Annotated in this window: 29 protein-coding genes; 15 read left to right on the top strand and 14 right to left on the bottom strand. The window is 71.6% G+C overall.

Going from position 1 to position 25,801, the window contains the following annotated elements; translation table 11 throughout:
• Positions 1-31 precede the first annotated feature (31 nt).
• Together CYAGR_RS13980 and CYAGR_RS13975 are read right to left on the bottom strand one after the other, a co-directional pair.
• Entirely contained in the window at positions 32-1,426 is a 1,395-nt protein-coding gene (locus CYAGR_RS13980; protein ID WP_015110492.1) for a TIGR03279 family radical SAM protein, read from the bottom strand.
• A 57-nt stretch (positions 1,427-1,483) separates the two neighbouring features.
• Positions 1,484-2,356 (bottom strand): undecaprenyl-diphosphate phosphatase, encoded by an 873-nt coding sequence (locus CYAGR_RS13975; protein ID WP_015110491.1) that lies wholly within the window; start codon positions 2,354-2,356, stop codon positions 1,484-1,486.
• Between the two features lie 71 nt (positions 2,357-2,427).
• Between CYAGR_RS13975 and CYAGR_RS13970 the strand changes: the two genes are divergently transcribed.
• The 3 genes from CYAGR_RS13970 (at position 2,428) to nadB (ending at position 5,482) form a co-directional block, all read left to right on the top strand.
• A complete protein-coding gene (locus CYAGR_RS13970) occupies positions 2,428-3,174 on the top strand; it encodes a DUF3120 domain-containing protein (RefSeq protein ID WP_015110490.1) in 747 nt (248 codons plus the stop codon).
• A 131-nt stretch (positions 3,175-3,305) separates the two neighbouring features.
• Positions 3,306-3,683: a photosystem II complex extrinsic protein PsbU gene (gene psbU, locus CYAGR_RS13965; protein ID WP_015110489.1), complete on the top strand. Its 378-nt coding sequence runs from the start codon at positions 3,306-3,308 to the stop codon at positions 3,681-3,683.
• 155 nt (positions 3,684-3,838) lie between these two features.
• Positions 3,839-5,482, top strand: coding sequence for an L-aspartate oxidase (gene nadB / locus CYAGR_RS13960; protein WP_015110488.1), 1,644 nt, complete (start codon positions 3,839-3,841; stop codon positions 5,480-5,482).
• 54 nt (positions 5,483-5,536) lie between these two features.
• On the opposite strand, the gene CYAGR_RS13955 is transcribed toward nadB, so the two are convergent.
• Entirely contained in the window at positions 5,537-6,463 is a 927-nt protein-coding gene (locus CYAGR_RS13955) for a vitamin K epoxide reductase family protein (RefSeq protein ID WP_015110487.1), read from the bottom strand.
• A 123-nt stretch (positions 6,464-6,586) separates the two neighbouring features.
• Here CYAGR_RS13955 and rimO point away from each other — a divergent pair, with 123 nt between their 5' ends.
• On the top strand, positions 6,587-7,981 hold the full coding sequence (gene rimO, locus CYAGR_RS13950) for a 30S ribosomal protein S12 methylthiotransferase RimO (protein ID WP_015110486.1): 1,395 nt from the start codon (positions 6,587-6,589) through the stop codon (positions 7,979-7,981).
• On the top strand, positions 7,978-9,207 hold the full coding sequence (locus CYAGR_RS13945) for an MFS transporter (RefSeq protein WP_015110485.1): 1,230 nt from the start codon (positions 7,978-7,980) through the stop codon (positions 9,205-9,207). The genes rimO and CYAGR_RS13945 overlap by 4 nt, the downstream gene beginning before the upstream one ends.
• Here the strand turns inward: CYAGR_RS13945 and CYAGR_RS18560 are convergent.
• Positions 9,194-9,310 carry a cytochrome b6-f complex subunit 6 gene (locus CYAGR_RS18560; protein ID WP_201295751.1) on the bottom strand — a complete coding sequence of 39 codons (117 nt, stop codon included), beginning with the start codon at positions 9,308-9,310 and terminating at the stop codon, positions 9,194-9,196. The genes CYAGR_RS13945 and CYAGR_RS18560 overlap by 14 nt on opposite strands.
• A gap of 210 nt (positions 9,311-9,520) precedes the next feature.
• Between CYAGR_RS18560 and CYAGR_RS13935 the strand changes: the two genes are divergently transcribed.
• Positions 9,521-11,131 (top strand): B12-binding domain-containing radical SAM protein, encoded by a 1,611-nt coding sequence (locus CYAGR_RS13935; protein ID WP_015110483.1) that lies wholly within the window; start codon positions 9,521-9,523, stop codon positions 11,129-11,131.
• On the opposite strand, the gene CYAGR_RS13930 is transcribed toward CYAGR_RS13935, so the two are convergent.
• Positions 11,128-11,511, bottom strand: coding sequence for a DUF4346 domain-containing protein (locus CYAGR_RS13930; protein WP_015110482.1), 384 nt, complete (start codon positions 11,509-11,511; stop codon positions 11,128-11,130). The genes CYAGR_RS13935 and CYAGR_RS13930 overlap by 4 nt on opposite strands.
• Positions 11,474-12,703, bottom strand: a complete 1,230-nt coding sequence (locus tag CYAGR_RS13925; RefSeq protein ID WP_043325916.1) for a GNAT family N-acetyltransferase — start codon at positions 12,701-12,703, stop codon at positions 11,474-11,476. The genes CYAGR_RS13930 and CYAGR_RS13925 overlap by 38 nt, the downstream gene beginning before the upstream one ends.
• A gap of 80 nt (positions 12,704-12,783) precedes the next feature.
• Between CYAGR_RS13925 and CYAGR_RS13920 the strand changes: the two genes are divergently transcribed.
• Positions 12,784-13,221, top strand: a complete 438-nt coding sequence (locus tag CYAGR_RS13920; protein WP_015110480.1) for a hypothetical protein — start codon at positions 12,784-12,786, stop codon at positions 13,219-13,221.
• Here the strand turns inward: CYAGR_RS13920 and CYAGR_RS13915 are convergent.
• Together CYAGR_RS13915 and CYAGR_RS13910 are read right to left on the bottom strand one after the other, a co-directional pair.
• A complete protein-coding gene (locus CYAGR_RS13915; RefSeq protein WP_015110479.1) occupies positions 13,203-13,898 on the bottom strand; it encodes a dihydrofolate reductase family protein in 696 nt (231 codons plus the stop codon). The two genes, CYAGR_RS13920 and CYAGR_RS13915, sit on opposite strands and share 19 nt — an antisense overlap.
• Positions 13,895-14,857, bottom strand: a complete 963-nt coding sequence (locus tag CYAGR_RS13910; RefSeq protein ID WP_015110478.1) for a 6-pyruvoyl trahydropterin synthase family protein — start codon at positions 14,855-14,857, stop codon at positions 13,895-13,897. Before CYAGR_RS13910 ends, CYAGR_RS13915 begins: the two co-directional genes overlap by 4 nt.
• 63 nt (positions 14,858-14,920) lie before the next feature.
• Here CYAGR_RS13910 and CYAGR_RS13905 point away from each other — a divergent pair, with 63 nt between their 5' ends.
• The gene (locus tag CYAGR_RS13905; RefSeq protein ID WP_015110477.1) at positions 14,921-15,568 is read left to right on the top strand and encodes a shikimate kinase; all 648 of its coding nucleotides are present in this window, start codon (positions 14,921-14,923) and stop codon (positions 15,566-15,568) included.
• Positions 15,569-15,583: 15 nt separating this feature from the next.
• Here CYAGR_RS13905 and CYAGR_RS13900 read toward each other — a convergent pair whose 3' ends face one another.
• Entirely contained in the window at positions 15,584-15,844 is a 261-nt protein-coding gene (locus tag CYAGR_RS13900; RefSeq protein ID WP_043325912.1) for a CRR7 family NDH-1 assembly protein, read from the bottom strand.
• 59 nt (positions 15,845-15,903) lie between these two features.
• Entirely contained in the window at positions 15,904-16,623 is a 720-nt protein-coding gene (locus CYAGR_RS13895; RefSeq protein ID WP_015110475.1) for a glutathione S-transferase family protein, read from the bottom strand.
• A 75-nt stretch (positions 16,624-16,698) separates the two neighbouring features.
• On the opposite strand from CYAGR_RS13895, the gene CYAGR_RS13890 reads away from it, so the two are divergent.
• Genes CYAGR_RS13890 through CYAGR_RS13870 form a run of 5 tightly spaced genes read left to right on the top strand, consistent with a single transcriptional unit; the run spans position 16,699 to position 21,086 of the window.
• Positions 16,699-16,905 carry a DUF751 family protein gene (locus CYAGR_RS13890; protein WP_015110474.1) on the top strand — a complete coding sequence of 69 codons (207 nt, stop codon included), beginning with the start codon at positions 16,699-16,701 and terminating at the stop codon, positions 16,903-16,905.
• Positions 16,906-16,907: 2 nt separating this feature from the next.
• Positions 16,908-17,345: a 30S ribosome-binding factor RbfA gene (gene rbfA / locus CYAGR_RS13885; RefSeq protein WP_015110473.1), complete on the top strand. Its 438-nt coding sequence runs from the start codon at positions 16,908-16,910 to the stop codon at positions 17,343-17,345.
• Between the two features lie 8 nt (positions 17,346-17,353).
• On the top strand, positions 17,354-19,036 hold the full coding sequence (locus tag CYAGR_RS13880; RefSeq protein WP_015110472.1) for a glycoside hydrolase family 3 N-terminal domain-containing protein: 1,683 nt from the start codon (positions 17,354-17,356) through the stop codon (positions 19,034-19,036).
• A 53-nt stretch (positions 19,037-19,089) separates the two neighbouring features.
• Complete coding sequence (locus tag CYAGR_RS13875; protein WP_015110471.1) at positions 19,090-20,283, top strand: glycosyltransferase family 2 protein; 1,194 nt, start codon at positions 19,090-19,092, stop codon at positions 20,281-20,283.
• On the top strand, positions 20,283-21,086 hold the full coding sequence (locus CYAGR_RS13870; RefSeq protein WP_015110470.1) for a uroporphyrinogen-III synthase: 804 nt from the start codon (positions 20,283-20,285) through the stop codon (positions 21,084-21,086). The genes CYAGR_RS13875 and CYAGR_RS13870 overlap by 1 nt, the downstream gene beginning before the upstream one ends.
• Here the strand turns inward: CYAGR_RS13870 and CYAGR_RS13865 are convergent.
• From CYAGR_RS13865 to zds, 3 genes are read right to left on the bottom strand one after another with little or no spacing between them, the layout of a single operon-like run.
• Positions 21,070-21,543 (bottom strand): hypothetical protein, encoded by a 474-nt coding sequence (locus CYAGR_RS13865; protein ID WP_015110469.1) that lies wholly within the window; start codon positions 21,541-21,543, stop codon positions 21,070-21,072. The genes CYAGR_RS13870 and CYAGR_RS13865 overlap by 17 nt on opposite strands.
• Positions 21,544-21,589: 46 nt before the next feature.
• A complete protein-coding gene (locus CYAGR_RS13860) occupies positions 21,590-22,024 on the bottom strand; it encodes an SRPBCC family protein (RefSeq protein WP_015110468.1) in 435 nt (144 codons plus the stop codon).
• Between the two features lie 10 nt (positions 22,025-22,034).
• Positions 22,035-23,510 (bottom strand): 9,9'-di-cis-zeta-carotene desaturase, encoded by a 1,476-nt coding sequence (zds, locus tag CYAGR_RS13855; protein ID WP_015110467.1) that lies wholly within the window; start codon positions 23,508-23,510, stop codon positions 22,035-22,037.
• Positions 23,511-23,652: 142 nt separating this feature from the next.
• On the opposite strand from zds, the gene CYAGR_RS13850 reads away from it, so the two are divergent.
• Together CYAGR_RS13850 and CYAGR_RS13845 are read left to right on the top strand one after the other, a co-directional pair.
• Positions 23,653-24,096, top strand: coding sequence for an iron-sulfur cluster assembly accessory protein (locus tag CYAGR_RS13850; protein WP_015110466.1), 444 nt, complete (start codon positions 23,653-23,655; stop codon positions 24,094-24,096).
• A 76-nt stretch (positions 24,097-24,172) separates the two neighbouring features.
• The gene (locus CYAGR_RS13845) at positions 24,173-24,589 is read left to right on the top strand and encodes a hypothetical protein (protein ID WP_015110465.1); all 417 of its coding nucleotides are present in this window, start codon (positions 24,173-24,175) and stop codon (positions 24,587-24,589) included.
• On the opposite strand, the gene CYAGR_RS13840 is transcribed toward CYAGR_RS13845, so the two are convergent.
• Complete coding sequence (locus CYAGR_RS13840; RefSeq protein ID WP_043325907.1) at positions 24,582-25,796, bottom strand: lipid-A-disaccharide synthase-related protein; 1,215 nt, start codon at positions 25,794-25,796, stop codon at positions 24,582-24,584. The genes CYAGR_RS13845 and CYAGR_RS13840 overlap by 8 nt on opposite strands.
• Positions 25,797-25,801: the final 5 nt, after the last annotated feature.

Here is a 25,801-nt window from a genome sequence, read left to right as displayed (position 1 = left end):
CTCACGTTGGACCGTTCGCTTCAGGCAGAGCTTAAGCATCTCCCCGTGGGGTGCCGAGGCAGGCGGCCACCAGATCGTCCGCACCCCCCAGCAATCGAACCGGCACAGGCAGCTGTCGGCGCAGATCGGCGAGGGTGCTGTCGTCGAGAAACACCTCCTCCCCCTCCCGCAGCATCACCCGCGGCAGCAGCAGTTCCTCCCCCAGGTCCCGGCCGCCGAGGCCCTCGATCAGGTCGGAACCGGTGAGCAGCCCGGTGACCACCTGCTCCTGGCCCCAGTAGGGGCTGGGCAGGCCGTGGAGGAGCAGCTCCAGCCCCTCGACCCGGTTGAGCCGCTCCACCACCGGCTGCAGGGCCTCGGCCACGAGGCGGCCCACCACCCAGCTGCAGCGGCGCGGGGTGGCGATGCCGGCGGGAAGCTCCCGGGTAGCGCCCTCCAGATCCTCCAGGAAGGCGCGGATGCTGCCGACCCCGTTCTCCTGCTGGGGCAGATCCTCGTAGCTGGCCCGCGGCGGCAGGCGCCGGCCGGCGATCAGGAACCACTCATCGGAGAGCCAGGCGAAACGGCTGCCGGTGCTGGCCAGAAAGGCGGGCTGCAGGCGCTCCACCCGGGCGATCACCTCGCGGGCCGTCTCCCGGTCGACCGGCCGGAGGGCATCGCCGGCCGGGCGGAAACGCGTCAGACCCACCGGCACCACGGCGGTGGAGAGCACGGCGGGCCAGGGTCCGGTGGCGAACCGCGCCAGGTCGGTGAGGGTGCGCTCCAGGGCTTCGCCGTCGTTCAACCCCGGGCAGACCACCACCTGGGCGTGGATCTGGAGGCGCCGCTCGGCGAACCAGGCCAGCTGCTCCAGCAGCAGGGCGGCCCGGGGGTTGACCAGCAGGCGGCTGCGCAGCTCCGGATCGGTGGCATGGACCGACACGAACAGGGGCGAGAGGCGCTGCTCCTCGATCCGGCTCCAGTCAGCCGCCGTGAGGTTGGTGAGGGTGAGGTAGGAGCCGTAGAGGAAGCTGAGCCGGTAGTCGTCGTCCTTGAGGTAGAGGCTGTCGCGGCGCCCCGGCGGCTGCTGGTCGATGAAGCAGAAGGGGCAGTGGTTGTTGCACTGGCGCAGGCCGTCGAAGAGCGCCTCGCTGAAGCCCAGCCCCAGCCCCTCGTCGAGGTCCTTCTCCAGCTCCACCACGTGGAGGGTGCCGTCCGGGTCCTCCACCTCGAGCACCAGCTCCTCCTCCCCCTGCAGCACCTGGACATCGATCAGATCCCGCGGGCGGATGCCGTTGATGCTGCGCAGGCGGTCACCCGGCTGGAAGCCCAGCTCCTCGGCGATCGAACCCGGCTCCACCGTGGCCACAAGGGCGGGCCGGGGCTGGGTGACGGGACCGGCGAGGGCGGTGGGCCCGGCAAGGGCAGAGGAAGGCTCCTTCCACACAGGAGGTGACCGCGGGGCGAAGGGGACGTTGGCTCCAGTGTGGCGGCCCCCGCCCCTTCAGGGGGTGGCCCCCTCCAGCCCCCGGAAGCCCAGCAGGATCACCAGTCCGAACAGCAGCCGGTAGCCGACGAAGATCCAGGTGCTGTTCTGCTGCAGGAAGCGCAGCAGCCAGGCGATCGCCAGCCAGGAGACCACCGCCGCGGCGGCGATACCCACCAGCATCGGAATCACACCGCCGGTCTCGACCGAGCCGAAGGCCGCCCTGAGCTCCACTAGCCCGGCCAGGGTGATGGCGGGGATGCCCAGCAGGAACGAGAAGCGCGCCGCGTCGGCGCGCTGCCAGCCATCGAACAGGGACGCCGTCAGGGTGCTGCCTGAGCGGGACACCCCGGGAATCAGCGCCAGGGCCTGGGCCAGCCCCACCAGGAGGCCGTCGCGGGGGGTGACGGCCTCCAGCAGGCGGCGGCGGCGGCCCACCAGCTCGGCCACCGCCAGCATCAGGGCCATCACGATCGAGACGATGGCGATCGAGGTCAGGCTGCGCAGGGGGGAGGTCTCGTAGCCGGGCAGCAGCACCTTGATCGCCAGGCCCGCCAGCAGGATCGGCACGGTGCCCAGCATGATGGCCACTCCCAGCCGGGCCGGCGGGTCATTCCACTGACCATGGCGGAAGGCCCGGGCCACCCCGGCGCTCACCTCGGCCAGATCGCGGCGGAAATAGCCGAGCACGGCGGCGATGCTGCCGAGCTGGATCACGGCCGTGAAGGCCACCCCGGGGTCACCCCATCCCAGGAGCACCGGCACCACCTTGAGGTGGGCCGTGCTGCTGATCGGCAGGAACTCCGTCAGCCCCTGCACGACCCCCAGAACGAGGGCGTGCCAGCAGGCTTCGGCCAGGGGCAGGGCGGCGGCCGTGGCGACCAGCGGCATGGGGGAAGCCGATACTGCGGCTGACCCTATGGCCAGACGGGTCACGGGAGCACCCCTCCACCCCCTTAAGGTTGCACAACTTTCTTCACAACCAGGTGCTCGGGGTTCCGCCCACCCTTTCCGCCCGTTCCGAGGCCTTGCCGGGCCTGCGGCTCGGTGCCGTCCCGGCCGCCTGGGTCCTGCCCCTGGTGGCCGCTCTGCTGGTCACCGTGCCCGTGTTCCTGCAGGCCCCGTGGGTGCGTGCTGCACCGATGTCAGCGGCCCTGTTCACCCTCCCCCTGATGGCCCTCGCCCTGCTGCTGGAGCGCCGGGGCCAGGGACTGTGGCAGCCGCTGGGGGTGCTGCTGGTGGGCTTCAGTGGCAGCTGGCTGGGGGGCTGCCTGTTCTGGGGCTGGTTCCGGCTCCACCCGGTGATGCATCTGCCGCTCGAGTCCTTCGCCCTGCCCCTGGCGGTGGCGGGCCTCGGTGGCCGCTGGCGCCTGGCGGGTGCGTTCTACCTGGGCTCCCTGCTCGGCACCGCCAGCACCGATGGGGTGATGGCGGCCGCCGGCCTCATGGACCTCTGGCCCCGGGTGCTGAATGCGCCCCTGAGCGAGGCCCCCGTTCTGCTCCAGGGCGCCGCCCTCCAGGTGCTGCAGCCCTGGGCCCTGGCCCTCGTCGGCCTGGCGGCCGGCCTGCTGCTGCTCCTCTGCCGTCGCCTCTGGTCGCTGGGAGGTCCCTGGCGGGTGGCGTCCGCGGCCGTGGGCACCACCCTCGCCGTCGATGCCCTCTTCCTCGGGGCGGCCCTGCTGGCCCCCCACCTCAGCGGCCTGATCTGAAGAACTGCAAAAGCAGGGCCACCGGCGCCGGGAGAGCTGGGGGCTTTCTGTAACGTTGCACGGGTGGTCTCCTGATCACCGCCCTGGCCCTGCCAGGGTCCCCTGGTTCTATCCCCCTAAGGAGTGTCGTGATGAAGCGGCTGCTTGCCTGGTTGATGAGTGGTGTGGTCCTGGCCGGTCTGCTCGTGACCCTGCTTCTGCCCGGTGCCGCCCTCGCCGCGGAGCGCCGCAACGAGATCGACGACAAGCTCGCCGAGAGTGTCGGCAAGGTGGATCTCAACAACGCTTCAGTGCGCCGGTTCCAGCAGTACCCCGGCATGTACCCGACCCTGGCCGGCAAGATCGTCCTCGGTGGCCCCTACGACAGCGTCGACGACGTTCTGGAGCTTGACCTGACTGACCGCCAGCGGGAGCTGTTCAATAAGTACAAAGAGAACTTCACCGTGACCCCCCCGGCGATCGCCCTCAACGAAGGCTTCGATCGCATCAACGACGGCGTGTATCGCTGAGCTCCTGGTGGTTCTGGCCCCGCCCCTTCGCAACCGCCGTCCCCACGGCGGTTTTTTTGTGGCCGCAGGCCCGCCGCCGTCCGTCCCATAGGCTCGGCTGCAGAAGGCACGGTGCGAAGGGGTGAACCAGCCGCTTGGATGAGCCGGATCCGCCCATGGCACCCCACTGGGACGTGGTGGTGGTCGGCAGTGGTGCCGCGGGACTGATGACCTGCCTGGAGCTGCCCCCCCAGCTGCGGGTGCTGCTGCTGAGCAAGTCCAGCTCCCCCCCGTCGGCCAGCCGCTGGGCCCAGGGCGGCATCGCCGCGGTGACCGGAGCCGACGACAGCTTCGCCAGCCATATCGCCGACACCCTCAAGGCCGGCGCCGGGCTCTGCGATCCGGCCGCCGTCGAGGTGCTGGTGCGGGAGGCGCCGGCCTGCGTCGGGCGCCTCGTGCAGCTGGGCATGGACTTCGATCGCAGCCCCCAGGGCCTGAGCACCACCCTGGAAGCGGCCCACAGCCACCGCCGCGTGCTGCATGCCCAAGACCGCACCGGCGGCGCCCTGGTGGACGCCCTGGAGCGGGAGGTGCGGCGCCGGCCCGGCCTGGAGCAGCGCAAGGGCATCCCCGCCCTGCAGCTGTGGGTGGAGAACGGCCAGTGCCTCGGCCTGCAGGTGCTCGAAGGCCACCGGCTGCGCTGGCTGCGGACCGGTGCGGTGGTGCTGGCCAGCGGCGGCGGCGGCCATCTGTTCGCCCACACCACCAACCCGGCCCAGGCCAGCGGCGACGGTGTCGCCATGGCCTGGAGCGCCGGTGCCCTGGTGCGGGACCTGGAGTTCGTGCAGTTCCACCCCACGGCGCTGATGCTGCCGGACGCCCCCCATTTCCTGATCAGCGAGGCGGTGCGCGGCGAGGGGGCCCGGCTCTTTGACGACGCCGGCCGCTCACCGGTGGCCCGGCTGGAGGGGGGCGATCTGGCGCCGCGGGACCAGGTGAGCCGCGCCCTTGCCCGCTGCATGGCCGAGCAGGGGGTCACCCACCTGTGGCTCGACCTGCGGCCGGTGGGACGCGAACGGCTGGAACGCCAGTTCCCCACCATCCTGCGCCGCTGCCGGGAGCTGGGGCTGGCCCCCGGCGACGCCCCGATTCCGGTGGCCCCTGCGGCCCACTACTGGATGGGCGGCATCGGCACCGACCTGGAGGCCGCCACCAGCCTGAGGGGTCTCTACGCGGTGGGGGAGGTGGCCAGCACCGGGGTGCACGGGGCCAACCGGCTGGCCAGCAACTCGCTGATGGAATGCCTCGTCTTCGCCCGCCGGCTGCGCCACCTGCAACCCCAGACCCTTCCCACCGCGCCCCTCAGTGCCCCCTGCGAGGCCCCGGCTCTGAGCGCCGCCGAAGCGCGCTCGGGCCCCGATGAGGCCACCCTGATCGCGGCCATCGCCGACCTGCGCCGACTCTGCTGGCAGGTGGCCGGCGTGGAGCGCCGCGGCGTCGATCTCATCGGCGCCCTGCGGCGGGTGCGCAGCGAGCGCTCGGGCCATGAACGCTCCCCCCTGCTGCGCCGGGCCCACGATCTGCCCCACGACCAGGAACTGACGCTGACGCCGGAGCAAAGCCGCCGTCTGCTGCTGCTGCAGGATCTGCGCCAGCGGCTGGTGCTGGCGGAGCTGCTGATGGAGGCCGCCGCCTTCCGGGTCGAGAGTCGCGGCGGCCATCACCGCACCGATGCCCCGTCGCCCCAGCCGTTCTGGCGACGCCACACGGTGCAGCGGCGAGGACGCTCACCCTTGACCACCCCGGTGGGCCAGGGCTGATCAGCACCGCTGTGGGGCAGGCCTGAGGCAGCGGCCGAGGGGTGAGGGTGCGGGTCAGTTGGCGATCGAGCCCTTGTAGCCGCTCAGGGCGGCGAGCTGGGCCAGGGTCTTCTGGCCGGAATCGAGCTGGCCCTTGATCTCCCAGGTGGGGAAGCCCTGGATGTTCTTGCTCGCGCAGAGAGCGGCCTGATTGTTCTGGCCATCGGGAGCGCATTCGATGATCTTGAGCTTGGCGCTGGCCTCCTTGCCGAAGAGCTGCTTCTGGTCGTGGCAGTGGGGACACCAGTAGGCCGAGTACATCACCGCGCCGGTGGCGGTAAGGTGGTCGGCCAGGGCGATCGTGGCCGGCGTGCTGGCGGAGGTGACCGGGATCGGCATCCCCGGGCCCGTGGCCGACTCGGGCCGGTTGAGGGAGGTGGCCCAGCCGAGGCCGATCAGGCCGACGGCCAGCACCGTGAGCACGCCGCGGAACAGCAGGGCGCCGGTGTCCTCCCATTCCCCGCCGATCAGGCTGAGCACGAACAGCGCCAGGCTGATCGCGGCCGACATCAGGCAGAAGGTGCAGAAGGCCTTGATCTGGAAGGCCATCACCCCCACCAGCACCAGGCTGAAGATCGCCATGCCGGCGCTGAGCAGGAACAGGCCCCACCAGCTGAGACCGTTGATGGTGGTGCGGGCCTCGCCCTTGAGCAGCAGCGGCAGCACCGCCATCACCAGCACCGCGCCGTAGGCCAGGAAGCCGAACAGGGACAGGGGCTGGCCGAAGACACTCCCCCAGGGGCTGTTGAGGACCTTGTCGCAGCCCTCGGCGCCGCCGGGGCAGCTGAGGTTGCCGATCACGCCCCAGCGGTTGAGGGTGATCGAGGCGGTGTCGATCACGCCGATGGTGGCCAGGACGGCCATCACCACCCGCGCCCAGCGACGACCCGGCTCGGGGCGGCGGCGACTCGTGAGGCGACTGGCGAGGCGAGTGGAAGTCACGGTGACAGGCGGATCACGGCGCGATTCTCGCAGCCGCAGGGGCTTGCATAGGGTGGAGATCGGCGTTTGCCGTCCGGCCCCCAGCGGGCCGCAGGCCCGTCCACCCCTTCCTCCCGCAGCACCATGCCCCCCCAGCCCGGCCGAGAACGGCCCACCGTGGCCTTCACCCATCTGGGTTGCGAGAAGAACCGGGTGGACACCGAACACATGCTCGGCCTGCTGGCCGAGGCGGGCTACGGGGTCAGTGCCGATGAGAGCGACGCAAAGGTGGTGGTGGTCAACACCTGCAGCTTCATCCAGGACGCCCGGGCCGAATCGGTCCGGACCCTGGTGGAACTGGCGGAACAGGGCAAGGAACTGATCATCGCCGGCTGCCTGGCCCAGCACTTCCAGCAGGAACTTCTGGACTCCCTCCCCGAGGCCAAGGCCATCGTCGGCACCGGTGACTACCAGCACATCGTCGAGGTGCTCGAGCGGGTGGAGGCCGGCGAGCGGGTCAACCGGGTGAGCCCGGTGCCCACCTTCGTCGGCGACGAGCACCTGCCCCGCTACCGCACCACCTCCGAAGCGGTGGCCTACCTGAAGGTGGCCGAAGGCTGCGATTACCGCTGCGCCTTCTGCATCATCCCGCGGCTGCGGGGCGACCAGCGCTCCCGCCCGATCGAGTCGATCGTGGCGGAGGCCCGCCAGCTGGCCGAGCAGGGGGTGAAGGAGCTGATCCTGATCAGCCAGATCACCACCAACTACGGGCTGGATCTCTACGGCAGGCCCCGCCTCGACGACCTGCTGCGGGCCCTGGGGGAGGTGGAGATCCCCTGGATCCGGGTGCATTACGCCTACCCCACCGGCCTCACCGAACCCGTCCTGGCCGCCTACCGGGACGTGCCCAACGTCCTGCCCTACCTGGATCTCCCCCTTCAGCACAGCCACCCGGAGGTGCTGCGGGCCATGAACCGTCCCTGGCAGACCGGGGTCAACGGCGCCCTTCTGCAGCGCATCCGCGACCAGCTGCCCGACGCCGTGCTCCGCACCACCTTCATCGTCGGCTTCCCCGGGGAGACGGAGGAGCACTTCGAGCATCTGCTGGCCTTCGTGGCCGAGCAGCGCTTCGACCACGTGGGGGTGTTCACCTTCTCCCCGGAGGACGGCACCGCTGCCGCCGATCTGCCGGATCCGGTGCCCGCCGAGGTCGCCAGCGAGCGGCGGGACCGGCTGATGGCCCTGCAGCAGCCGATCGCCGCCGAGCGCAATGGCGCCTGGGTGGGCCGCATCGTGGACGTATTGATCGAACAGGACAACCCCACCAGCGGCGCGATGCTGGGTCGCTGCGCCCGCTTCGCCCCCGACGTGGACGGGGAGGTGCACGTGAGCCCCGGTGAGGGCGGCCTGTGCGCCGCTCCGGGCACGATGGTGCCGGTGCGGATCACCGCCGCCGACACCTATGACCTGCGCGGCGAGGTGGTGGGGGCCGGCGCCATGGTGAGCGAGGCCCTGGCGGCGACGCGGAGCCGGGGTTGAGGCCCGGCGGCGGAGACGGCTGGCTGCAGCGGCACCAGCGCCCCGTCTTCCTGCTCGCCTCCGGCCTGAGCACCTCCGGTTCCTTCGCCGGGCTGACGGCCAAGGGGTGGATCCTGATGGCCGGCACCGGCAATCCGCTGCTGCTCGCCCTGCACTTCGCCGCCCTAGCCCTGCCGAGCCTGGTGGTCAGCGGCCGGGCGGGGGTGCTCACGGATCGGCTGGGCTGCGAGCGGGTGCTGATCCGCTCCCAGTGGGGCCTGTTCGCCGGGGCGGCCCTGGGGGCCCTGGCCATTCCCCTGCTCCAGGGAGTGGCTCAGGTGGTGCTGCTGTTGCTGAGCACCCTGGTGGTGGGCGTCGCCAGTTCCTTCGAGCTGACGGCCCGCAGCAAGTACTGCTCACTGCTGGTGGAACGGCCCGAGCAGGTGGCCCCGTACCTGGCCAGCTTCTCGGTGGTGTTCAACGTCGGCAAGCTGGTGGGGCCTCCCCTGGGGGGCTGGCTGGTGGCGCTCTCCGGCCCCGCCACGGCCCTGGCGATCGATGCGGCCTCTTACCTGCTGCCGATCGCCACCGTGATCTGGCTGCTGCGGCCCCACCGGGAACTGGAGCAGCGCAGCGCCGGAGGCGCCGGCGCCAGCCTCGGGGCCGCCTGGCGGGGCTGCGGGCCGACCCTGCGCCACGTGCTGCGCTTCACCACCGTGGCCTGCCTGGTGGGCTTCTTCCATCCGGGCCTGGCGCCCCTGATCGCCGCCGAGGTGATCGGGCCTTCCCCGCAGGCCCTTGGCCTGTTCACCAGCGTGCTGGCGGCCGGCAGCATCGTCGGCGGGGTGGTACTGCAACGCAACAGTCGCGCCCTGAGCGAACGGCCGGCGCTGCTGCTGGGGGGCTGCGCCGTGGCGGTGGCCCTGGCCCAGCTGGGGATGGCCGCGGTTTCGGGGGGGCCCGCCGCCCTGGCGATGGCGTTGCTGCTGGGCGCCGGGACCGCCGGCCTGCTGGCCGGCTCGAACCTGATCCTGCAGGTAGGGGCGCCGATGGAGCTGCGCGGCCGCATGGCCGGTCTGGGGCAGATCGCCTTTCTCGGCGGCGGCGGCGTGAGCGGGCTGGTGGCCGCTGCCCTGGCGATGACCGTGGGGCTGACGACCACCTTCGCCCTGCTCGGCGGCGTGGGGCTGGTGGTGGGGATGCTGGAGCTGGGGCGGAAAGGAGCGCTGCGGCTCAGATCAGCCTGACGCCCTTGAGCACCACGGTGGCCAGGAAGGCGGCGGTCAGCCCGCCACCGACGAGCGCCAGATAGATCACCACACCCACGGACGCTGCTGCGAGGAACGCCATCATTACAGCAGAGGATCCGCCCCCTTCCGGCCCCAGGCCAGGGGAGAAGGGGGTAAAACGATTGGACATCTACCGATTGGACATCTACCGAAACCGCCTAGGGTTGCGGCGCAGCGGAACCAGCCCGAGCCCCTGCCGCAGCCGCGCAAACGCCCACGGACGATCCAAACCGGACCATCCACCCCGGACCATCCACCAAGCCCCTGCAGCATGCGCACCCTTTTCATCTATCCCGAGTTCCCGAAGACGTTCTGGAGCTACGAAAAGATCCTCGAACTGGTCAACCGCAAGGTTCTGCTTCCCCCGCTCGGCATGGTCACCGTGGCGGCCCTGCTGCCCCAGACCTGGGAGATGAAGCTGGTCGACCGCAACGTCCGCGAGGTGATGGAGGCCGAGTGGAACTGGGCGGAACTGGTGGTGATCTCCGGGATGATCGTCCAGAAGGCCGACATGGCGGCCCAGATCGCCAAGGCCAAGCAGCGGGGCCTGCCGGTGGCGGTGGGCGGCCCCTTCGCCAGCTCCACCCCCGACGCCCCTGAGCTGCAGCTGGCCGATTTCAAGGTCCTCGACGAGGGCGAGATCACCCTGCCGATGTTCATCGAGGCGATCGAGCGCGGCGAACGCCAGGGGCGGTTCAGCGCCGAAGGGGAGAAGCCCGACGTCACCGGCACCCCCATCCCCCGCTTCGATCTGCTCGAACTGGACGCCTACGACTCGATGTCGGTCCAGTTCTCGCGTGGGTGCCCGTTCCAGTGCGAGTTCTGCGACATCATCGTTCTGTACGGCCGCAAACCCCGCACCAAGACCCCCGAGCAGCTGGTGGCGGAGCTCCAGTACCTTTACGACCTCGGCTGGCGCCGCTCGATCTTCCTGGTCGACGACAACTTCATCGGCAACAAGCGCAACGCCAAGCTGCTGCTGCCGGAGATCAAACGCTGGCAGATCGCCCACGGCTACCCCTTCAGCTTCGCCACCGAGGCGTCCGTGGACCTCGCCTCCGACGATGAGATGATGCAGATGATGGCCGAGGCCCGCTTCGACAGCGTCTTCCTCGGCATCGAGACCCCCGACGAGGCCAGCCTCGAGACGGCCCGCAAGCTGCAGAACACCCGCAGCTCCCTGGAGGAATCGGTCGACCGGATCACCTCCTACGGCATCCGGGTCATGGCCGGCTTCATCATCGGCTTCGACGGCGAGAAGCCTGGTGCAGGCGATCGCATCGTCGAGTTCGTCAGCCGCACCGGCATCCCCGCCGCGATGATGGGCATGCTGCAGGCCCTCCCCAACACCGGCCTCTGGCATCGCCTCGAGAAGGAAGGCCGGTTGGTTCAGGAGAAAACCGACGCCAAGGGCGTCAACCAGACCAACCTGCTCAACTTCGTGCCCACCCGGCCGATCCGGCAGATCGCCAACGAGTACGTCGACGCCTTCTGCCGCCTCTATGAGCCGAACGCCTACATCGACCGGGTCACGCACTATTACCTGAAGATGGGCCAGCCCCGCTGGCAGCAGTTCGTGAAGGCTGCGGCCTTCGGCAAGGCCAGCCTGCCCAGCTGGACCGATGTGCGCGCCCTGCTGATCGTGATCTGGCGTCAGGGCCTGAAGCGCGACACCCGCGGTCGCTTCTGGCGCTCCCTGTTCACCATCGCCCGCCGCAACCCCAACAACCTGGAGCAGTTCCTGGTCACCCTCGCCCACAACGAGCACTTCCAGGAGTACCGGGGCGTGGTGACCCGCGAGATCCAGGATCAGCTCGCCGCCCTGCCCCCGGAACCGCCCGAGGGTTCGCGCGAAACCACCCGGGAGCTCCAGCCCGCCTAGTCCTGCACGTAGGGCAGGCCCTCCACCAGACAATGCTCCGCCTTCTGGAGCTCCCGGCCCAGATAGAGGGCATGGTCGAGCCGCGAGAGGGGATGGGGGCCGTCTCCCTCGGTCAGGGCGATCCCGAGTTCCTTGGCACTGCGGCCCCGGTACACGGCCCGGGGCGCCCGCGGGTCGCCGCCCCGGCAGCTGAGCACCTCACCGGTGTCGGGGTCGGTGGCCAGGCCCCGTTCATCGATGCCGTTGGCGTAGTGCTCGGCCACCAGCTCACCGGCGGCGACATCCACCTTGATCAGGAAGTAGCCCGCCGCATCGAGGTGGATGAAGCGCTGGGAGAGCGCCTCATCGAGGCTCTGTCGGGGGTTCGGGTCGTGGTGCATGGGGGGGATCGTAGGAAGCGGTGAAGGGAAGCTCCGCGTTCATCGCCGTGATCTCCTCATGCATCTCCCGGTTGGCGCCCGGCAGCCAGTCCCGCAGGATGGCGTCGAAGCGGGGGTCGTACCAGCGGTGCAGGCTGGCCCGGGGCTGGGCCACGAAGCCCCGGCGCCGCTTGTGGCTGCCGCCGGCCCCAGGATCGAAGCTCTCCAGGCCCCGCTCGATCGCCCAGGCGATCGGCGCGTAGTAGCAGACCTCGAAATGCAAGTTTTCGAGCTCGATGTCGCTGCCCCAGTAGCGGCCCCAGAGGCCGGTGGCATCGTGCACGCACAGCGACATCGCCAGGGGCTGCATCGGATCGCCGCGATGGGCGCTGAACAGCACCAGGTGCTGGCGCAGGTCGGTGGCGGCCGCCTGGAAGAAGGATTCGGTGAGGTACTTGCTGCCCCACGGCCCCCAGCGGCTGCAGTGCTGCTCGTAGAAGCGGTGCATCCGCTCCAGCAGGCGTGGCGGAATCGCCTCCCCCGCCAGGGGCGTGACCGTCAGCCCCGCCGCCGCCACGGAGCGGCGCTCGCGGCGGATGTTGCGCCGCTGGTTGGCATTGAAGCTGGCCAGATAGGCCTCGAAGTCGGCATGGCCCGGGTTGCGCCACTCGCTCTGCTGGTTGATCCACAGGGCGCAGCCGGCGGCCTCCGCCAGCGGCTGCCAGGCCGGATCCACATAAAGGAAGTTGCAGCTGAGGATCCCCTGGCGCCGGCAGAAGCCGTCGATCTCGGCCAGCATCCGCTGGGTGAGGGCCGCCGCTTCCTCGCCGGGGGCCACATGGAAGCGGTAGCCCTGCACCGGGCTCACCGGGCTCATGCCGACGAGCTTGGGGTAGTAGCGCAGCCCGAGCTGGCCGGCGAGCTGGGCGAAGGACTGGTCGAAGACGAACTCCCCATAGCTGTGGCCCTTCAGGTACAGAGGCGCCAGGGCCACCAGCCGCCCGCCGCGCCAGAGCCCCAGGTGGCAGGGCTGCCAGCCCTGGCGGGGCACGATGCTGGCGCTGGCCTCCAGGTGGTGCAGCCAGCGCCAGCCGTAGAAGGGGCGATCCACAGCGTCGGCCGGGAGGTCCCCGGCGCCGCCCACCAGGGCCTGCCACTGGTCTTCCGGGATCTCGCACGTTGCCTGATGCCAGCGGACTTGCAGCTCGGCCATGGCCGCTGGCAACGCAGGGGGGAGGGGGCAGGCGCAAAACTAACGGTTGATTCCCTGCGACCGAGCGTCCTCCCCCCGCCATGGCCAAGCCCCTGCGGATCCTGATGCTCCTGACGGCCGCCGCTGCGCTGGTGGTCCCGGCGGCCCCCGCCCGGGCCGGACTGCTGCGGCCGGTGCTGATGCTGCTGCGTCCCCAGCTGGAGAACCAGCTGACGAGGGTCTGCGTGGAGACGGTCTCGGCGGGACGGGCGGACCTGGAGAAAAGCCTGCAGGATCCCTGTCGCAAGCTGGCGGTGCCCACCAGCAAGTGCCTGATCGAGGAGACCGACAACAGCGGCCGCGGCCTGGGGGTGCTCACCGAGATGGTGAGCGGCCGCTTCGGTGATGACAGCGAAGAGGTGGTCAAGCGCTGCCTGGCCAGGATGTTCGGCCTGCCCACCGACAGCCTGCGGGACATGCCGCTGCGGGAGCTGGGCAGGCGTTTCGGCAGCTACCGCCTTCAGGAGGTCACGCCCTGATCCCCGGGCCGCCGCCAGCGCAGCAGCAGCTCCTCCCCCGGCAGCGCCCGGTGCTCCACCAGCCGCCAGCCCGTGCGGCCCCCCGGAGCCACGGAGGCATCGGCCGGCAGCCAGCCGTGGGGCCCACCCAGCAGGCGGGGGCAGACGGTGAGCTGGAGTTCATCCAGCAGGTCCTCGGCCGCCAGAGCCGCCGCCAGCTGGGCCCCGCCGAGCACGGCGATGCGCCCCTGACCCAGGGCGGCCAGGGCCGCCAGGGCCTCGGGCCAGCCGTCCAGGGGCAGGTGACGCGAGAAGCCCTCCGCAGGTGCGGCGGCGGGGACGGCGGGCGACAGCGGGGCGGCCTGCAGCAGCCAGCGCTCCAGAGGCTGGCGAAAGAAATTCAGTGCGGCGGGCAACCGGCCGCTGCGGCTGACGGCGATGGCGATCGGCTGGGCGGCGCGGCCCTGCGAACGGCGGGCCTCGAGCAGAGCGGGGCTGTGGATCAGGCAGGTGCTGCCGTGGCGCCGCAGGGTCTCGGCGCCCACCAGGACCGCATCGGCCCAGGCCAGGGCCTCCTCCAGCACCTGCCGGTCAGCGGCGCCCCCCAGCTGGGCCGCCCCCCCTTCAGCGGGCGCCAGGCGGCCGTCGAGGCTCACCGCCAGGACAAGCCGCAGCTCCGGCGTTGCCGCTGGCCTCAAACGGCTGCGAGGGCTTCAAGGGCGGCGGGGACCATCTCCAGCTGCGGCGTCTCGGCGAAGACCTCGGCGGCGTTGTTGGGGCTCTCCTGCAGGCGCACCTTGTGCAGCCGGGCCCCGGTGGCGGCGATGGGGGCGCTGAGCAGGTCGGCGATGTGGAGGGCGATGTTCTCGGCGGTGGGCACGCAGTCGGCGAAGTGGGCCACGTCCTTGTTGAGGAAGGTGTGGTCGAAGGGCTCCACCACCAGGTCGTCCACGAGGCGCTGCAGCGCGGCCAGATCGCAGACCATGCCGGTGCGCCCATCGATGGGGCCCCGCACGGTGACATCGAGCAGGTAGTTGTGGCCGTGGCCGTGGGGGCGGGCGCACTTGCCGTAGATCGCCTCGTTCTCGCTCTGGCTGAGCTCGGGGCGGGCCAGGCGATGGGCTGCGGCGAAGTGGGTGCGGATCGAGAGGAAGGCTTCCATGGGATCGGTGGTGGGGCCGCAGAGCACGTCGGCCCAGAGGTTGGGGTGTTCGTGGAGGCGCAGGGCCACCAGCGGCAGCTGGGGGGCCAGGCGCTGGCGGATCGCCAGCAGCAGGGCCTCGGTGGTGGGCAGCCGGCCCTCGGAGCGGGAGAGATCGAACTCGGGCCAGACCTCATTGAGGAAACGGAAGTCGAGGGGCTCGGTCACCTCCCGCCGGATGGCGTGCTTGACGTCGGAAAGGTTGAGCACCATCCCGTCGGCGTCGAGCGGGCCGCCCATCGCCACGGTGAGTTCGTAGTTGTGACCGTGGCCCGGAGCCAGGCTGCAGCGGCCGAAGCGCCGGGCGTTCTCGGCGTCATCGAGTTCCGGCAGCCGGTAGAGGTGGCTGGCGCTGAAGGTCGCCCGGCGGGTGATCACGCAGGGGCGGCCACGCCCGTGGGCGGCGCTGGTGGGGGAGGGTGCCGCAGGAGGGGCGGTCAACCGGGTTGCGGTCATCGCCGAGGCCCAGGGGACGCCCATCCTAGAAACGGGGTCCGGACCGCCGCCGACCGCACACCCATGGCCCCAGCCGATGACGCCCCGCCCCGCCCCTCGCATCGGGACCTGGCCCGCCGTCTCGATGGCCTGAACATCTACCTGGTGGGGATGATGGGGGCCGGCAAGAGCGCCGTGGGGCGGCCCCTGGCCGAGGCCCTCGGCTATCGCTTCATCGATGCCGACACCGCTCTGGGGGAGGTGGCCGGCCGGCCGATCGCCGAGATCTTCGCCAGCGACGGGGAGGACGGCTTCCGCACTCTGGAGACCGCCGTGCTCAACGGCATCGCCAGCTGGCATTCCCTGGTCGTGGCCACCGGCGGCGGGGCGGTGATCCGACCGGAGAACTGGGGTCACATGCGCCAGGGGCTGGTGGTGTGGCTCGACGCCCCTGCGGATGAGCTGGTGCGCCGTCTGGCCGCCGACCCCACACCCAGACCCCTGCTGGACGCTCCCGATCCCGCCGCACGGCTGGAGGCACTGCTGCACGAGCGCCGGCCCCTCTACGCCCAGGCCGACCTGACGGTGGCCCAGCAGGGGGGTACTCCCGCCGCGGTGGCCCTCCAGGTGCTCGAGGCCCTGCCCTCGGTGCTGCGGGACCCCACCCCGCCTCCAGCCGACCCCGTCCGTCTGCAGGATGCGGATGGGCAGGCCCGCCGCTCGCTCAACTGAGGGCCGCCGGAGTGTTCAGGCCGGCGGCTCCAGCCGCACGGCGAACCACTGGATCGCGCAGCCCGGCGCCAGCTCCAGTTCGCAGGCGGTGTCCAGGAGCCGACCGGCCCGGGCCTCGGGATCGGCCAGATCGGCCAGATCGGCCGGGGGCTCGGCCAGGGCCGCCAGGTGTCCGGCCAGCCAGTGCAGGGTCTCGGCGGCGCTGAGGATGCTTTCGCCCTTGCCGGGCTCCAGCACCACGTAGTGGTCGAGCTCCCGCAGCAGCGGATCGGACACAGCCAGAACAACGGCGGCCCCCATCCTGGCTGGTGGTGGTCCAGCCCCGGAGGGAGGCCTCAGCCCCGACCCACCGCCGCGTGAACCCGGTCGCGCCAGGCGAACAGGGGCTCCAGCACCGGGTTGTCAGCGATGCCCTCCACCCCGCGGCCCGCCAGGGGGGCTCCGGCACAGGCAGGGAACTTCAGGAGGTACAGCTGGGCTGCCACGGCGATGTCGGCCAGGGTGAGGCCATCGCCCTCCAGGTAGGGGCGCTCGCTGACCAGCAGGGCGAGCTGCTCGAGGCTGCGGTGCAGCTGGCGCACCTCACAGGGCCCGAGCAGGTCGCGCATCGCCTCGGTGGCGGAGCCGATCAGGCCGCCAGGCAGGGCCCCCACCAGATCCCGCAGGGGCGCGGGTGTGGCCTCGGGCAGCAGGGCGGCACGCAGCACCGGATCGGTGGCCGCGGCCTGGAGCAGGGCCAGGCGGGCGCCCCGGGCCAGGGCGGTGTCGGCCCAGTCCTCCAGCAGCAGCACCCGGGCGCGGGCGACCGGATCGGCCGGCAGCAGCGGCGGCTCCGGATGGGTGACCTCCAGATGCAGGGCGATGGCCGTGGAATCGGCGATCACCTCGCCCCCATCCACCAGCACCGGCACCTGCCGCTGCCCGGAGAGACGGAACAGCTCCAGCTGCCCCAGGCCAGGGGTCACCTCGACGATGGTGGCTTCGAGTCCCTTGCGGGCCAGGAGTAACCGCACCTTCTCGCAGAAGGCGGAATGTCTGAACTGATGCAGCTCCATGGACCCTCCGGGCCGGCTGGGCGTGGCCCCGGGCGGCAGAGTAGCCAGCATCCGTCCAGGACCGTCGCCGAGGCCATGAAGGACTTCTTCGTCAATGTGACGCGCTATCCGCGCTACCTGATCGCCTTCAGCCTGGGGGTGTTCAACTCGGTGTTCGAGCCCCTGGCTCGGCGCCGCAGCAACCCGGTCACGGCGGTGGCCCTGGTCGGCGCCCTGATCAGCGGACTGGTCAGCCTCACCCTGGTGCTGCGTGCCATGGTGCAGTCCACACCGCTGTCGTAGTCATGGCCCAGAGCCGACGGGTGGAACGGGTAGCGGCCCTGATCCGCCGCGAGGTGAGCGAGCTGCTGATGAGCGGCATCAAGGACGAGCGGGTCCACCACGGCATGGTCAGCGTCACCAACGTGGAGGTGGCCGGCGACCTGCAGCACTGCCGGATCTTCGTGAGCATCTTCGGCAGCGCCGAGGATCGCGAGGTGGCGATGGCTGGCCTGCAGGCGGCCTCCTCCTATGTGAAGGGGGAGCTGGGCCGGCGCCTCAAGATGCGCCGCACCCCGGAGGTGGTCTTCGTCCTCGACCGGGGTCTGGAGAAGGGCAACACGGTGCTCGGACTGCTGCAGCGCCTGGAGACGGAGCGGCGCGAGCGGGAGGAGCCGATGGCTGGGGTGGGCGAAGCGGATCCGGCGGGCGACAGCGACAGCGACACCGACACCGACAGCTGATCCTGCCCATGGCTGCGTTCCCCCTCTCGCCCCAGGCCCCCCTCTCGCCCAAGGCCCTGGATCGGCTGGCCGCCGAACTGCTGGTGGTGCGCTGCAGCGGCCATCCCGCCGATGGCCAGCGGCGCTACCCCCGCTGGGAGCTGGACAACGACAGCCTGCGGCGCCTGCTGCGGCGCGGCGTGGGCGGGGTGATCCTGCTGGGGGGCAGCGCCGCCGAACTGCGGCTGCGCACCCGCCAGCTGGAGGCCTGGGCCGGCGCGCCACTGCTGCTCTGCGCCGATGTGGAGGAGGGGGTGGGCCAGCGCTTCGAGGGGGCCAGCTGGCTGGTGCCGCCCCTGGCCCTGGCCCGGATCCATGCCGAGGATCCCGCCCTGGCCATTGATCTGGCCCGGCGCTACGGCGCCTGCACCGGCCGGGAGGCCCGCCAGCTGGGACTGAACTGGGTCCTGGCCCCGGTCTGCGATGTCAACAACAACCCCGCCAACCCGGTGATCAACGTGCGGGCCTGGGGGGAGGATCCGGCCACGGCCGGGGCCCTGGCGGCCGCCTTCTGCCGCGGCGTCCAGGCCGAAGGCGTGCTCGCCTGCGCCAAGCACTTCCCCGGCCACGGCGACACCGCCAGCGACTCCCACCTAGAGCTGCCCCTGCTCCCCCACGGCCGCGAACGCCTGGAGGCGGTGGAGCTGCCGCCCTTCCGGGAGGCCATCGCGGCGGGGGTGGCCGCGGTGATGACCGCCCACCTGCTGCTGCCGGCCATCGACCCCGACCATCCGGCCACCCTGTCGCGGGCGGTGCTCACGGGGCTGCTGCGCCAGGAGCTCGGTTTCGGGGGGCTGGTCGTCACCGACGCCCTGGTGATGGAGGCGATCGCCGGCCGCTACGGCACCTCGGAGGCCGCGGTGCTGGCCCTGGAGGCGGGGGCGGACCTGGTGCTGATGCCCGGGGACGCCGACGGGGCGATCGACGCCATCGTGGCGGCCGTGGCCAGCGGCCGGCTGAGCCTGGAGCAACTGCAGGCCAGCCAGCGGCGACGGCGCCGGGCCCTGGGGCGCTGCCCCGCCGACCCCGACGCCGACCCCCTGGCCCCCCTGGGCGCCCTCAGCAACGGCCCCGCGCCCGCCGACCAGGCGCTGGCCCTGGAGCTGGTGCGACGCAGCCTGGAGACGCGGGGGCGGGGACCGCTGCCCGGCGGCCCCGGGGTGAACCTGATCCGCCTCGACAACAGCCTGGCCTGCCCCTTCCTGCCGGCGGGCGCCCCGGCCCTGGCCCTGCCGGCGGCCGCCGGATGGCGGACCTGCCTGATCGACGGCCAGGGCCCTTCCCCCTGGAGCGGGGACGGGGAGGCCCCCCTGGCCCTGGAGCGACTGGGCGAGGGGCCGGTGCTGCTGCAGCTGTTCTTGCGCGGCAACCCGTTCCGCGGCCGGGCCGACGGCCCGGATCCCTGGCCGGCGGTGATCCGTCAGCTCCAGGCGGCCGGCCGGCTGGCGGGCCTGGCCGTCTACGGCAGCCCCTATGCCTGGGAGTCCCTGGCCGCCCTTCTGGATCCGGCGGTGCCGGCCGCCTGGTCGCCGGGGCAGATGGCCCTGGCCCAGGGCGAACTGCTGGGCCGCCTCGGCTTCGGACCCCAGGAGAACGCGACCCCCGACCCCGCCACCGCCAGCAGCGCTGCCGCGGTGGACTTCACCGACTGAGCACCCATCGGCACCTAGCCTCCTGGCTCGACCGTTCTGCCCCGCAGCGTCCGATGCTGAGCCTGTCGATGATCGTGCGCAACGAAGCCGAGCGCCTGGAGCGCTGCCTGGCGTCGGTGGCCGGCTTCGTCGACGAGATGGTGGTGGTGGACACCGGCTCCGACGACCGCACCGCTGCGATCGCCGCCGCCTGCGGCGCCAGCGTCCACCACCTGGACTGGCCGGGGGACTTTGCCCCCGCCCGCAACCACGCCCTGGATCTGGTGACGGGCGACTGGGTGCTTGTGCTGGATGCGGATGAATGGCTGCGGCCCGAAGCCCGCACGCCCCTGCGCGGCCTGATGGAGCAGCCCCGGGTGCTGCTGGTCAACCTGCTGCGCCAGGAGCTGGGGGCCGCCCAGTCGCCCTACTCCAGCGTCAGCCGCCTGTTCCGCCGCCATCCGGCGATCCGCTGGAGCCGCCGCTACCACGCCATGGTCGACGACAGCGTGGCCGCGCTGCTGGGGCAGGAGCCCGACTGGCAGGTGGTGACCTGCCCGGAGCCGGCCCTGGTGCATGAGGGGTACCGCCCGGAGCTGGTGGTCGGGCGCGACAAGGCCGCCCGCCTGCGCGAAGCCATGGAGGCGGAGCTGGCCGCCCGGCCTGGGGATCCCTACGCCTGCGCCAAGCTGGGGGCCCTGGAGGTGAGCCAGGGCCAGCGCCGCCGGGGTATCGCCCTGCTGGAGGAGGGCCTGGCCCGTGCCGGGGCCGATGCCCTCGCCGAGCGCTACGAACTGTTGCTCCACCTCGCCATCGCCCGCGGCCCGGACGAACCGGCCGCCGCCGCCGACCTCTACCGCCAGGCCCTGGCCCTGCCCCTCGATGGCCGGATCAGCCTGGGGGCACGGCTCAACCTCGGGGCCCTGCTGCTGCGCCAGGGGGATCTGGAGGAGGCGGCGGCCCTGACGGCGACCGTGACCGACCTCTGCCCGGAGCTGCCCCTGGCCTGGTTCAACCTGGGGCTGATCGAGCGCCAGCGGGGCCGCCTGGTGGAGGCCATCGACGCCTACCGCCGGGCCCTGGGCCTGGCCCCGGAGCACGCCGACGCCCAGCGCAACCTGGCCGCCGCCCTGCTGCTGGCAGGCGACATTCCCGGCGCCCGTGACGGGTTCCGGCGGGCGATCGCCCTGCTGGAGGCCCAGGGGGAACCACAGCAGGCCCGGGAACTGGCCCACCGGGCGGGCGCCCTCGTGCGCCTGGACGCCTGATGGCCGGGACAACCCCACTGGCGGGCCGCACGATCGCCGTGACCCGGGCCGAAACCCAGCTGGGCGCCGCCCGCCAGCTGTTCGAGCAGGCCGGCGCCAGCGTCATCGACCTGCCGGCCCTGGTGATCGGGCCCCCCGATCTCTGGGGGCCCCTCGACGATGCCCTGGCGGAACTGGATCAGTTCCACTGGATCCTCTTCTCGAGCGCCAACGGGGTGGACGCCGTGGAGCAGCGGCTGGTCCGCCGGGGGAGCAGCCTGGCCGGACGGCCCCGGGGGGTGCGGCTGGCGGCGGTGGGGCGCAAGACCGCCGAGGCCCTGGAGGCCCTGGGGGCCCCCGCCGATTTCGTGCCGCCGGCGTTCGTGGCCGACAGCCTGATCGAGCACTTCCCGGTGTCGGGCTGGGGGCAGCGGCTGCTGCTGCCGCGGGTGCAGAGCGGCGGACGCACGGTGCTCGCGGAGGCCTTCGCCGCGGCCGGCGCCCGGGTGGTGGAGGTGGCCGCCTACGAGACCCGCTGTCCGGCCGGACTTCCCAGTGGGGCCCTGCAGGCCCTGGAGCGGCGCGGGGTTGATGCCATCACCTTCAGCAGCGGCAAGACGGTGGACCACACCGCCCAGCTGCTGGCCGGCAGCTTCGGCGAGAACTGGATCGAGTGGCTGGAGGGGGTGCAGGTGGTCTCGATCGGCCCCCAGACCAGCCGCCGCTGCCTGGAGCGGCTCGGACGGGTGGACGGGGAAGCGGATCCCCACGACCTGGAGGGCCTGGTGGCCGCCTGCAGCCGGGCCCTCAGAGCTCGACCTTGACCCGGCGACTGCCGCTCTGAAGGATCAGGCTTCCGTTCGCGACATCGACGGAGGCCACACTCCAGCCGGAGGGCAGCAGATCGGTGGTGCGACCACCCCGGTCACCCGGGCGCAGGCTGCCGCTGAGCTGCCCGTAGGTCACCACCGCTTCGCTCTGGCCGCCGCTGTCGATCACGCCGGTGACGCGGAAGTCGTTCAGGAAGGGGGGTGGGATGGCGGCGGCCCTGGCGGTGGCGCCACCCGCCGCCGCCCTGGGAAGCAGCTCCGGCACGAGCGATCCGAAGGGATCCTGCCGACCCATGCGGAAGGCATTCACAACCTGCTGGGAGGTGGGCAGGGGGGTCAGGCCCTCGGGGACGGCGCCGGACGACGCCGTCGGGGCGGCCGGGCGGGGGGGCGCCGGTGCCGGCGCCGGCGGAGCCTCCGTGGTGGGGGACGCACCGCATCCGGTCAGCATCAGCCCTGTGAGGACGCCGAGAGCGAGGCGCCCGTTGATCGGTCCGTCAGCCCTTCTCCACCAGGTCGCGAAATCGATCAAGGTTGGCCTGCAGTTCTTTGGTGACGATGCCACCCATGATGGTGGGTTCCATCAGGGGTGCAAGCGCGCCGGGCAGTTCATAGCTGACGGTGAGCTTCACCGCCGTGAGGTCGGGCCCGAGGGGATAGAAGCGGACGGCCCCCTTGGTCGGCAGGCCACCCACCGATTCCCAGTGCAGCCTCTGGGAGTCGACCCGTTCGGTGATCCGGGCCTTCCAGTGGAAGCGGAACCCCTGGGCCGCCAGGGTCCAGTCCGTCAGGTCCGGGTCGTCGAGGGTGACAACCGACTCGATCCAGCGCATCCAGCGGGGCATGGCCTCCAGATCGCTCCACACCTCCCAGACCCGGGCCACCGGGGCCTGGATCTCGGTGGTGACACTGTGCTCGAGCCATTTCCCCATGGTTGTGCTCCTAGGCCACCGCAGCGCAGGTGGCCAGCTCCACCGGCTGGTCCAGGATGGCGGCGGCGGCCAGCCGTCCACTCATGGTGGCCCCCTCCATCGAGTCGATGTAGTCCTGGCGGGTGTAGCTGCCGGCCAGAAAGAAGTTAGCCACGGGGGTGCGCTGGGCGGGGCGGAACGGCTCCATCCCGGGGGCTTCCCGGTACAGGGACTGGGCCAGTTTCACCACGTTGCTCCAGACGAGCTGCAGGCCGGCGGCGGAGGGGAACAGCTCGCGCACCTGGCGGTCGGTGTGGGCGACGATCTCCTCTGTCTTTCTGGGGATCCAGGGATCACCGGGGGTGAGCACGCACTGCAGCAGGGACCCCAGGCCCTCCCGCCGGTAGTCGGCCGGGCTGGTCAGGGCCAGGTCGGCGAAGCAGCTGAAGTCGGCATCGGCGGTGTACAGAAGGTTGTCGAGGCCTGCCGGGCGGTCCAGGTCGGCCCGGCGGGCGACGGGGCCGGCCTCGTCGCCCAGTTCGGTCACCCAGCCGTCGTAACGCAGCTGCACGGTGGCCACCGGCACCGTCTCGAGCCGGTCGATGGCGGCGAACTCGGGGAAACGGCGCCAGGCCTGGGGCAGCAGCCGCTGGGCTCCCGGCACATCGCAGGCGGCCAGGTAGGCGTCGGCCTCCACCCGCTTCTCCCCGTCGGGGGTGCCCAGCACCAGTGAAGTGACGACGGTCTGGCCGTTGCGCTCCTCATGGAGCACCTCACTGACCCGGTGGCGCAGGTGCAGGCGGCCGCCACGGGCCTGGATGTAATCGAGGATCGGGCCGGTCAGCCAGCGGTGGGGGGATCCCTTGAGCAGGTTGAGCTTGGAGGCCTCCGTCCGGGAGGCGAACATCATGAAGATGGTGAGCATGCACCGGGCCGAGATGGCCTCGCAGTCGATGAAGCCGAGCGCGTAGGCGATCGGGTTCCACATCCTCTCAATGCTGCGGGGGCTGCCCCCATGGCTGAGGAACCACTGCTGGAAGCTGATGGCATCCAGGGAGCGGATCACCTTCATCGCCCCCTCGTAATCGACCAGCCCCCGGACGATCGGGCTCGTCCCCAGGGCGAGGGCATTGCGCAGCTTGTCGATCCAGTCGAGCTGGGGGGTGGTGAAGAAGGCCTTGAGGCCGTTGAAGGGGGCCCCGACGGGAAAGCGGAAATCCAGGGCCCGCAGGTCGCCGCCGCGGTTGACGAACAGGTGGCAGTGCTCCTTGGGCAGGAGATTGTCGACGGCGCCCACCTTGCGCATCAGGGCGAAGAGGTTGGCGTAGTTGAAGAAGAAGACGTGCAGCCCCATCTCGATGTGGTTGCCGTCCGGGTCCTCCCAGCTGCCCACCTTGCCCCCCATGAAGGGGCGGGATTCATACAGATCGACCGTGTGACCGGCGTCGACCAGATCGACGGCCGCGCTCAGACCGGCCAGACCCGCACCCACGATGGCGACCCGCACCCTTGCTTTCCCGTGAAGGTCCTGACTCTATGGACCGAAGCCTACCCACCGGGGAGGGATCTCCATAGAGTGGATCCTCACCGCGTTGTCCGGCGGCCCGACTCCCATCCTCCGACCCTCTGCGAACGCCCCCCAACGAACGATGAGCAGCTCCATCCAGACCCCCGCCCCCAGCCCGGCAGCGACCGCGACCGCCACCATGGCAGCCGAAGCGGCCATCACCCACACCGGTGTGGATGGCAAGGGCATCCTGATCACCGAGCCGGCCATGCGCCAGCTGGGCACCCTGATGGCCTCACAGGGGGGGGAGAAGGTACTGCGGGTCGGCGTGCGCTCGGGCGGCTGCAGCGGCATGAGCTACACGATGGATTTCATCGACGGCTCGGAGATCCTTCCCGACGACGAGACCTACACCTACGAACCTGTCGGCGCCCCCAGCTTCCGGGTGGTGTGCGACCCCAAGAGCCTGCTGTACATCTACGGCATGCAGCTGGATTTCTCCTCCGCCCTGATCGGCGGCGGTTTCAACTTCACCAACCCCAACGCCTCCCAGACCTGCGGCTGCGGCAGCTCCTTCGCCGTCTGAGCCCCGGCCGGTCGATGGCGGGCCGGTCCCGTGGCATGGGAGTCTGACGATCCCCATCCCACCACCCCCCGCCGCCATGACGGCCCCGCAGGAGTCCCGCTTCGACCAGGCCATCGCCCGCTACCAGCAGGGGGCCGCGCCCGAGGAGCTGATCGACGAGTTCCTGCAGATCACGGCCCAGGAGCCGCGCCAGTCGGCGGGCTGGACCTGTCTGGCCTGGCTGCAGCTGCTCCTCGACCAGCCCCAGGCGGCCCTGCCCTCGGCCCGCAACGCGGTGAAGCTCAACCCCCAGGATCCCCAGGCGCGCATCAACCTGAGCGTGGCGATGCTGGAAACCGGCGCCAAGGGGGTGCGGGAGCATATCGAGATGGTCAAGCGGGTGATGCTGATGGCCCCGGAACTGGCCGAGGAACTGCAGGGCTCGATCGCCGACGGCCTGCAGCGGCGCCCGGGCTGGCAGGCCCTGGAGAAGGTGAAGGCCTGGCTCAGCTGAAGCCGCCGGGGCCCCGGGCGAGGGCCTCAAGCACGGTCTCGGCGATGCGCCGTGAGCCCCCCGGCGGACCGACCCGCTCCAGGGCGGCGTCGGCGCAGCGTTGCGGCAGCTCCGGGTCGGCCAGCAGGCGGACGATCAGGCCGGCGGCCTCCTGCAGATCGGCCGTGTCGGCCGGGCGCCGCCCCACAGTGTGGACCGTGGGACCCAGCAGCCGCATCTGGGATTCGGCAAAGGCGTAGCTGAACTGGGGGCCGCGGCCCACCAGCTGCACCACCGGCAGCCCGAAGCCCACCGCCTGCTCCACGGCGGTGCCGGCCATCCCCACCACCAGGTCACTGGCGGCCAGGATCGAGGGCAGGGCCCCCGGCAGCAGCCGCACCTCGAGGTCGCCGCCGGCGGAGCGCAGCACGTCGCCGTCCAGGCGCCAGCCGACCGCCGCCGCCAGGGGTTCCAGTTCCCGCCAGTGGGGGCTCTCCACCACCGCCACCAGGAAGCGCCACGGGCCCGCCCCGGCCTGTCCTCCCAGCTGGCCGCAGAGTCGCAGCATCAGCACCAGGTTGTGGAGGGCCTCCGGGAAGCGGCTGCCGGGCACCAGCGCCAGGGTGCGGCTGCCCGGCAGACGGGCCACCTGGCCCGGGTCCGGCGGCGGCAGGTCCATGATCGGGTAACCGCGGAACAGGGCCTTGGCCTGGCCCTGGGCCTGGAGGTCGGTGGCGGTGAAGGCATCGCGGGTGAGCACCACCCTCACCCGCCGCCGCCGGCAGCACCAGCGGGTGAGGGCGGAGAGCCGCAGCCGGCCCTCGTAGTAGCTCGAGGTGGAAACCAGGAACACCACCGTCGGCCGTCCCGTGAGCAGGGCGAAGATCAGGGGGACATGGTCGCCGATGCTGACCACCAGGTCGAAGCGGCGGCCCTGGCGCCAGGCTGTCCAGAGCTGGGCCAGGCTCTGCTGCAGCCAGCCCGCCGCCAGGTCCTTCCAGAGGTTCAGGCCCTGGTACACCATGCCCCCGGACGGCAGGGTGCGGCCTGCGTAGAGGAGAGGAATGCCGCGGCGCCCGTAGGGTGAGCCGGCTCCGACGATGGGGAGAGCCGCCAGTTCCAGCCCGGGATCACACTGGCGCAGGCCATCGGCGATCAGTCCCCCATTGAGATCCTCCCCATGGCCATTGCTGATCAGCAGGATCCTGGGAGCAGGGGAAAGGGGCACACGGG

It is taken from the genome of Cyanobium gracile PCC 6307 (assembly GCF_000316515.1).
Classification (GTDB): Bacteria; Cyanobacteriota; Cyanobacteriia; order PCC-6307; family Cyanobiaceae; genus Cyanobium; species Cyanobium gracile.
The sequence above is the reverse complement of the archived record's forward strand: the minus strand, read 5'-3'. Positions and strand labels throughout refer to the sequence as shown.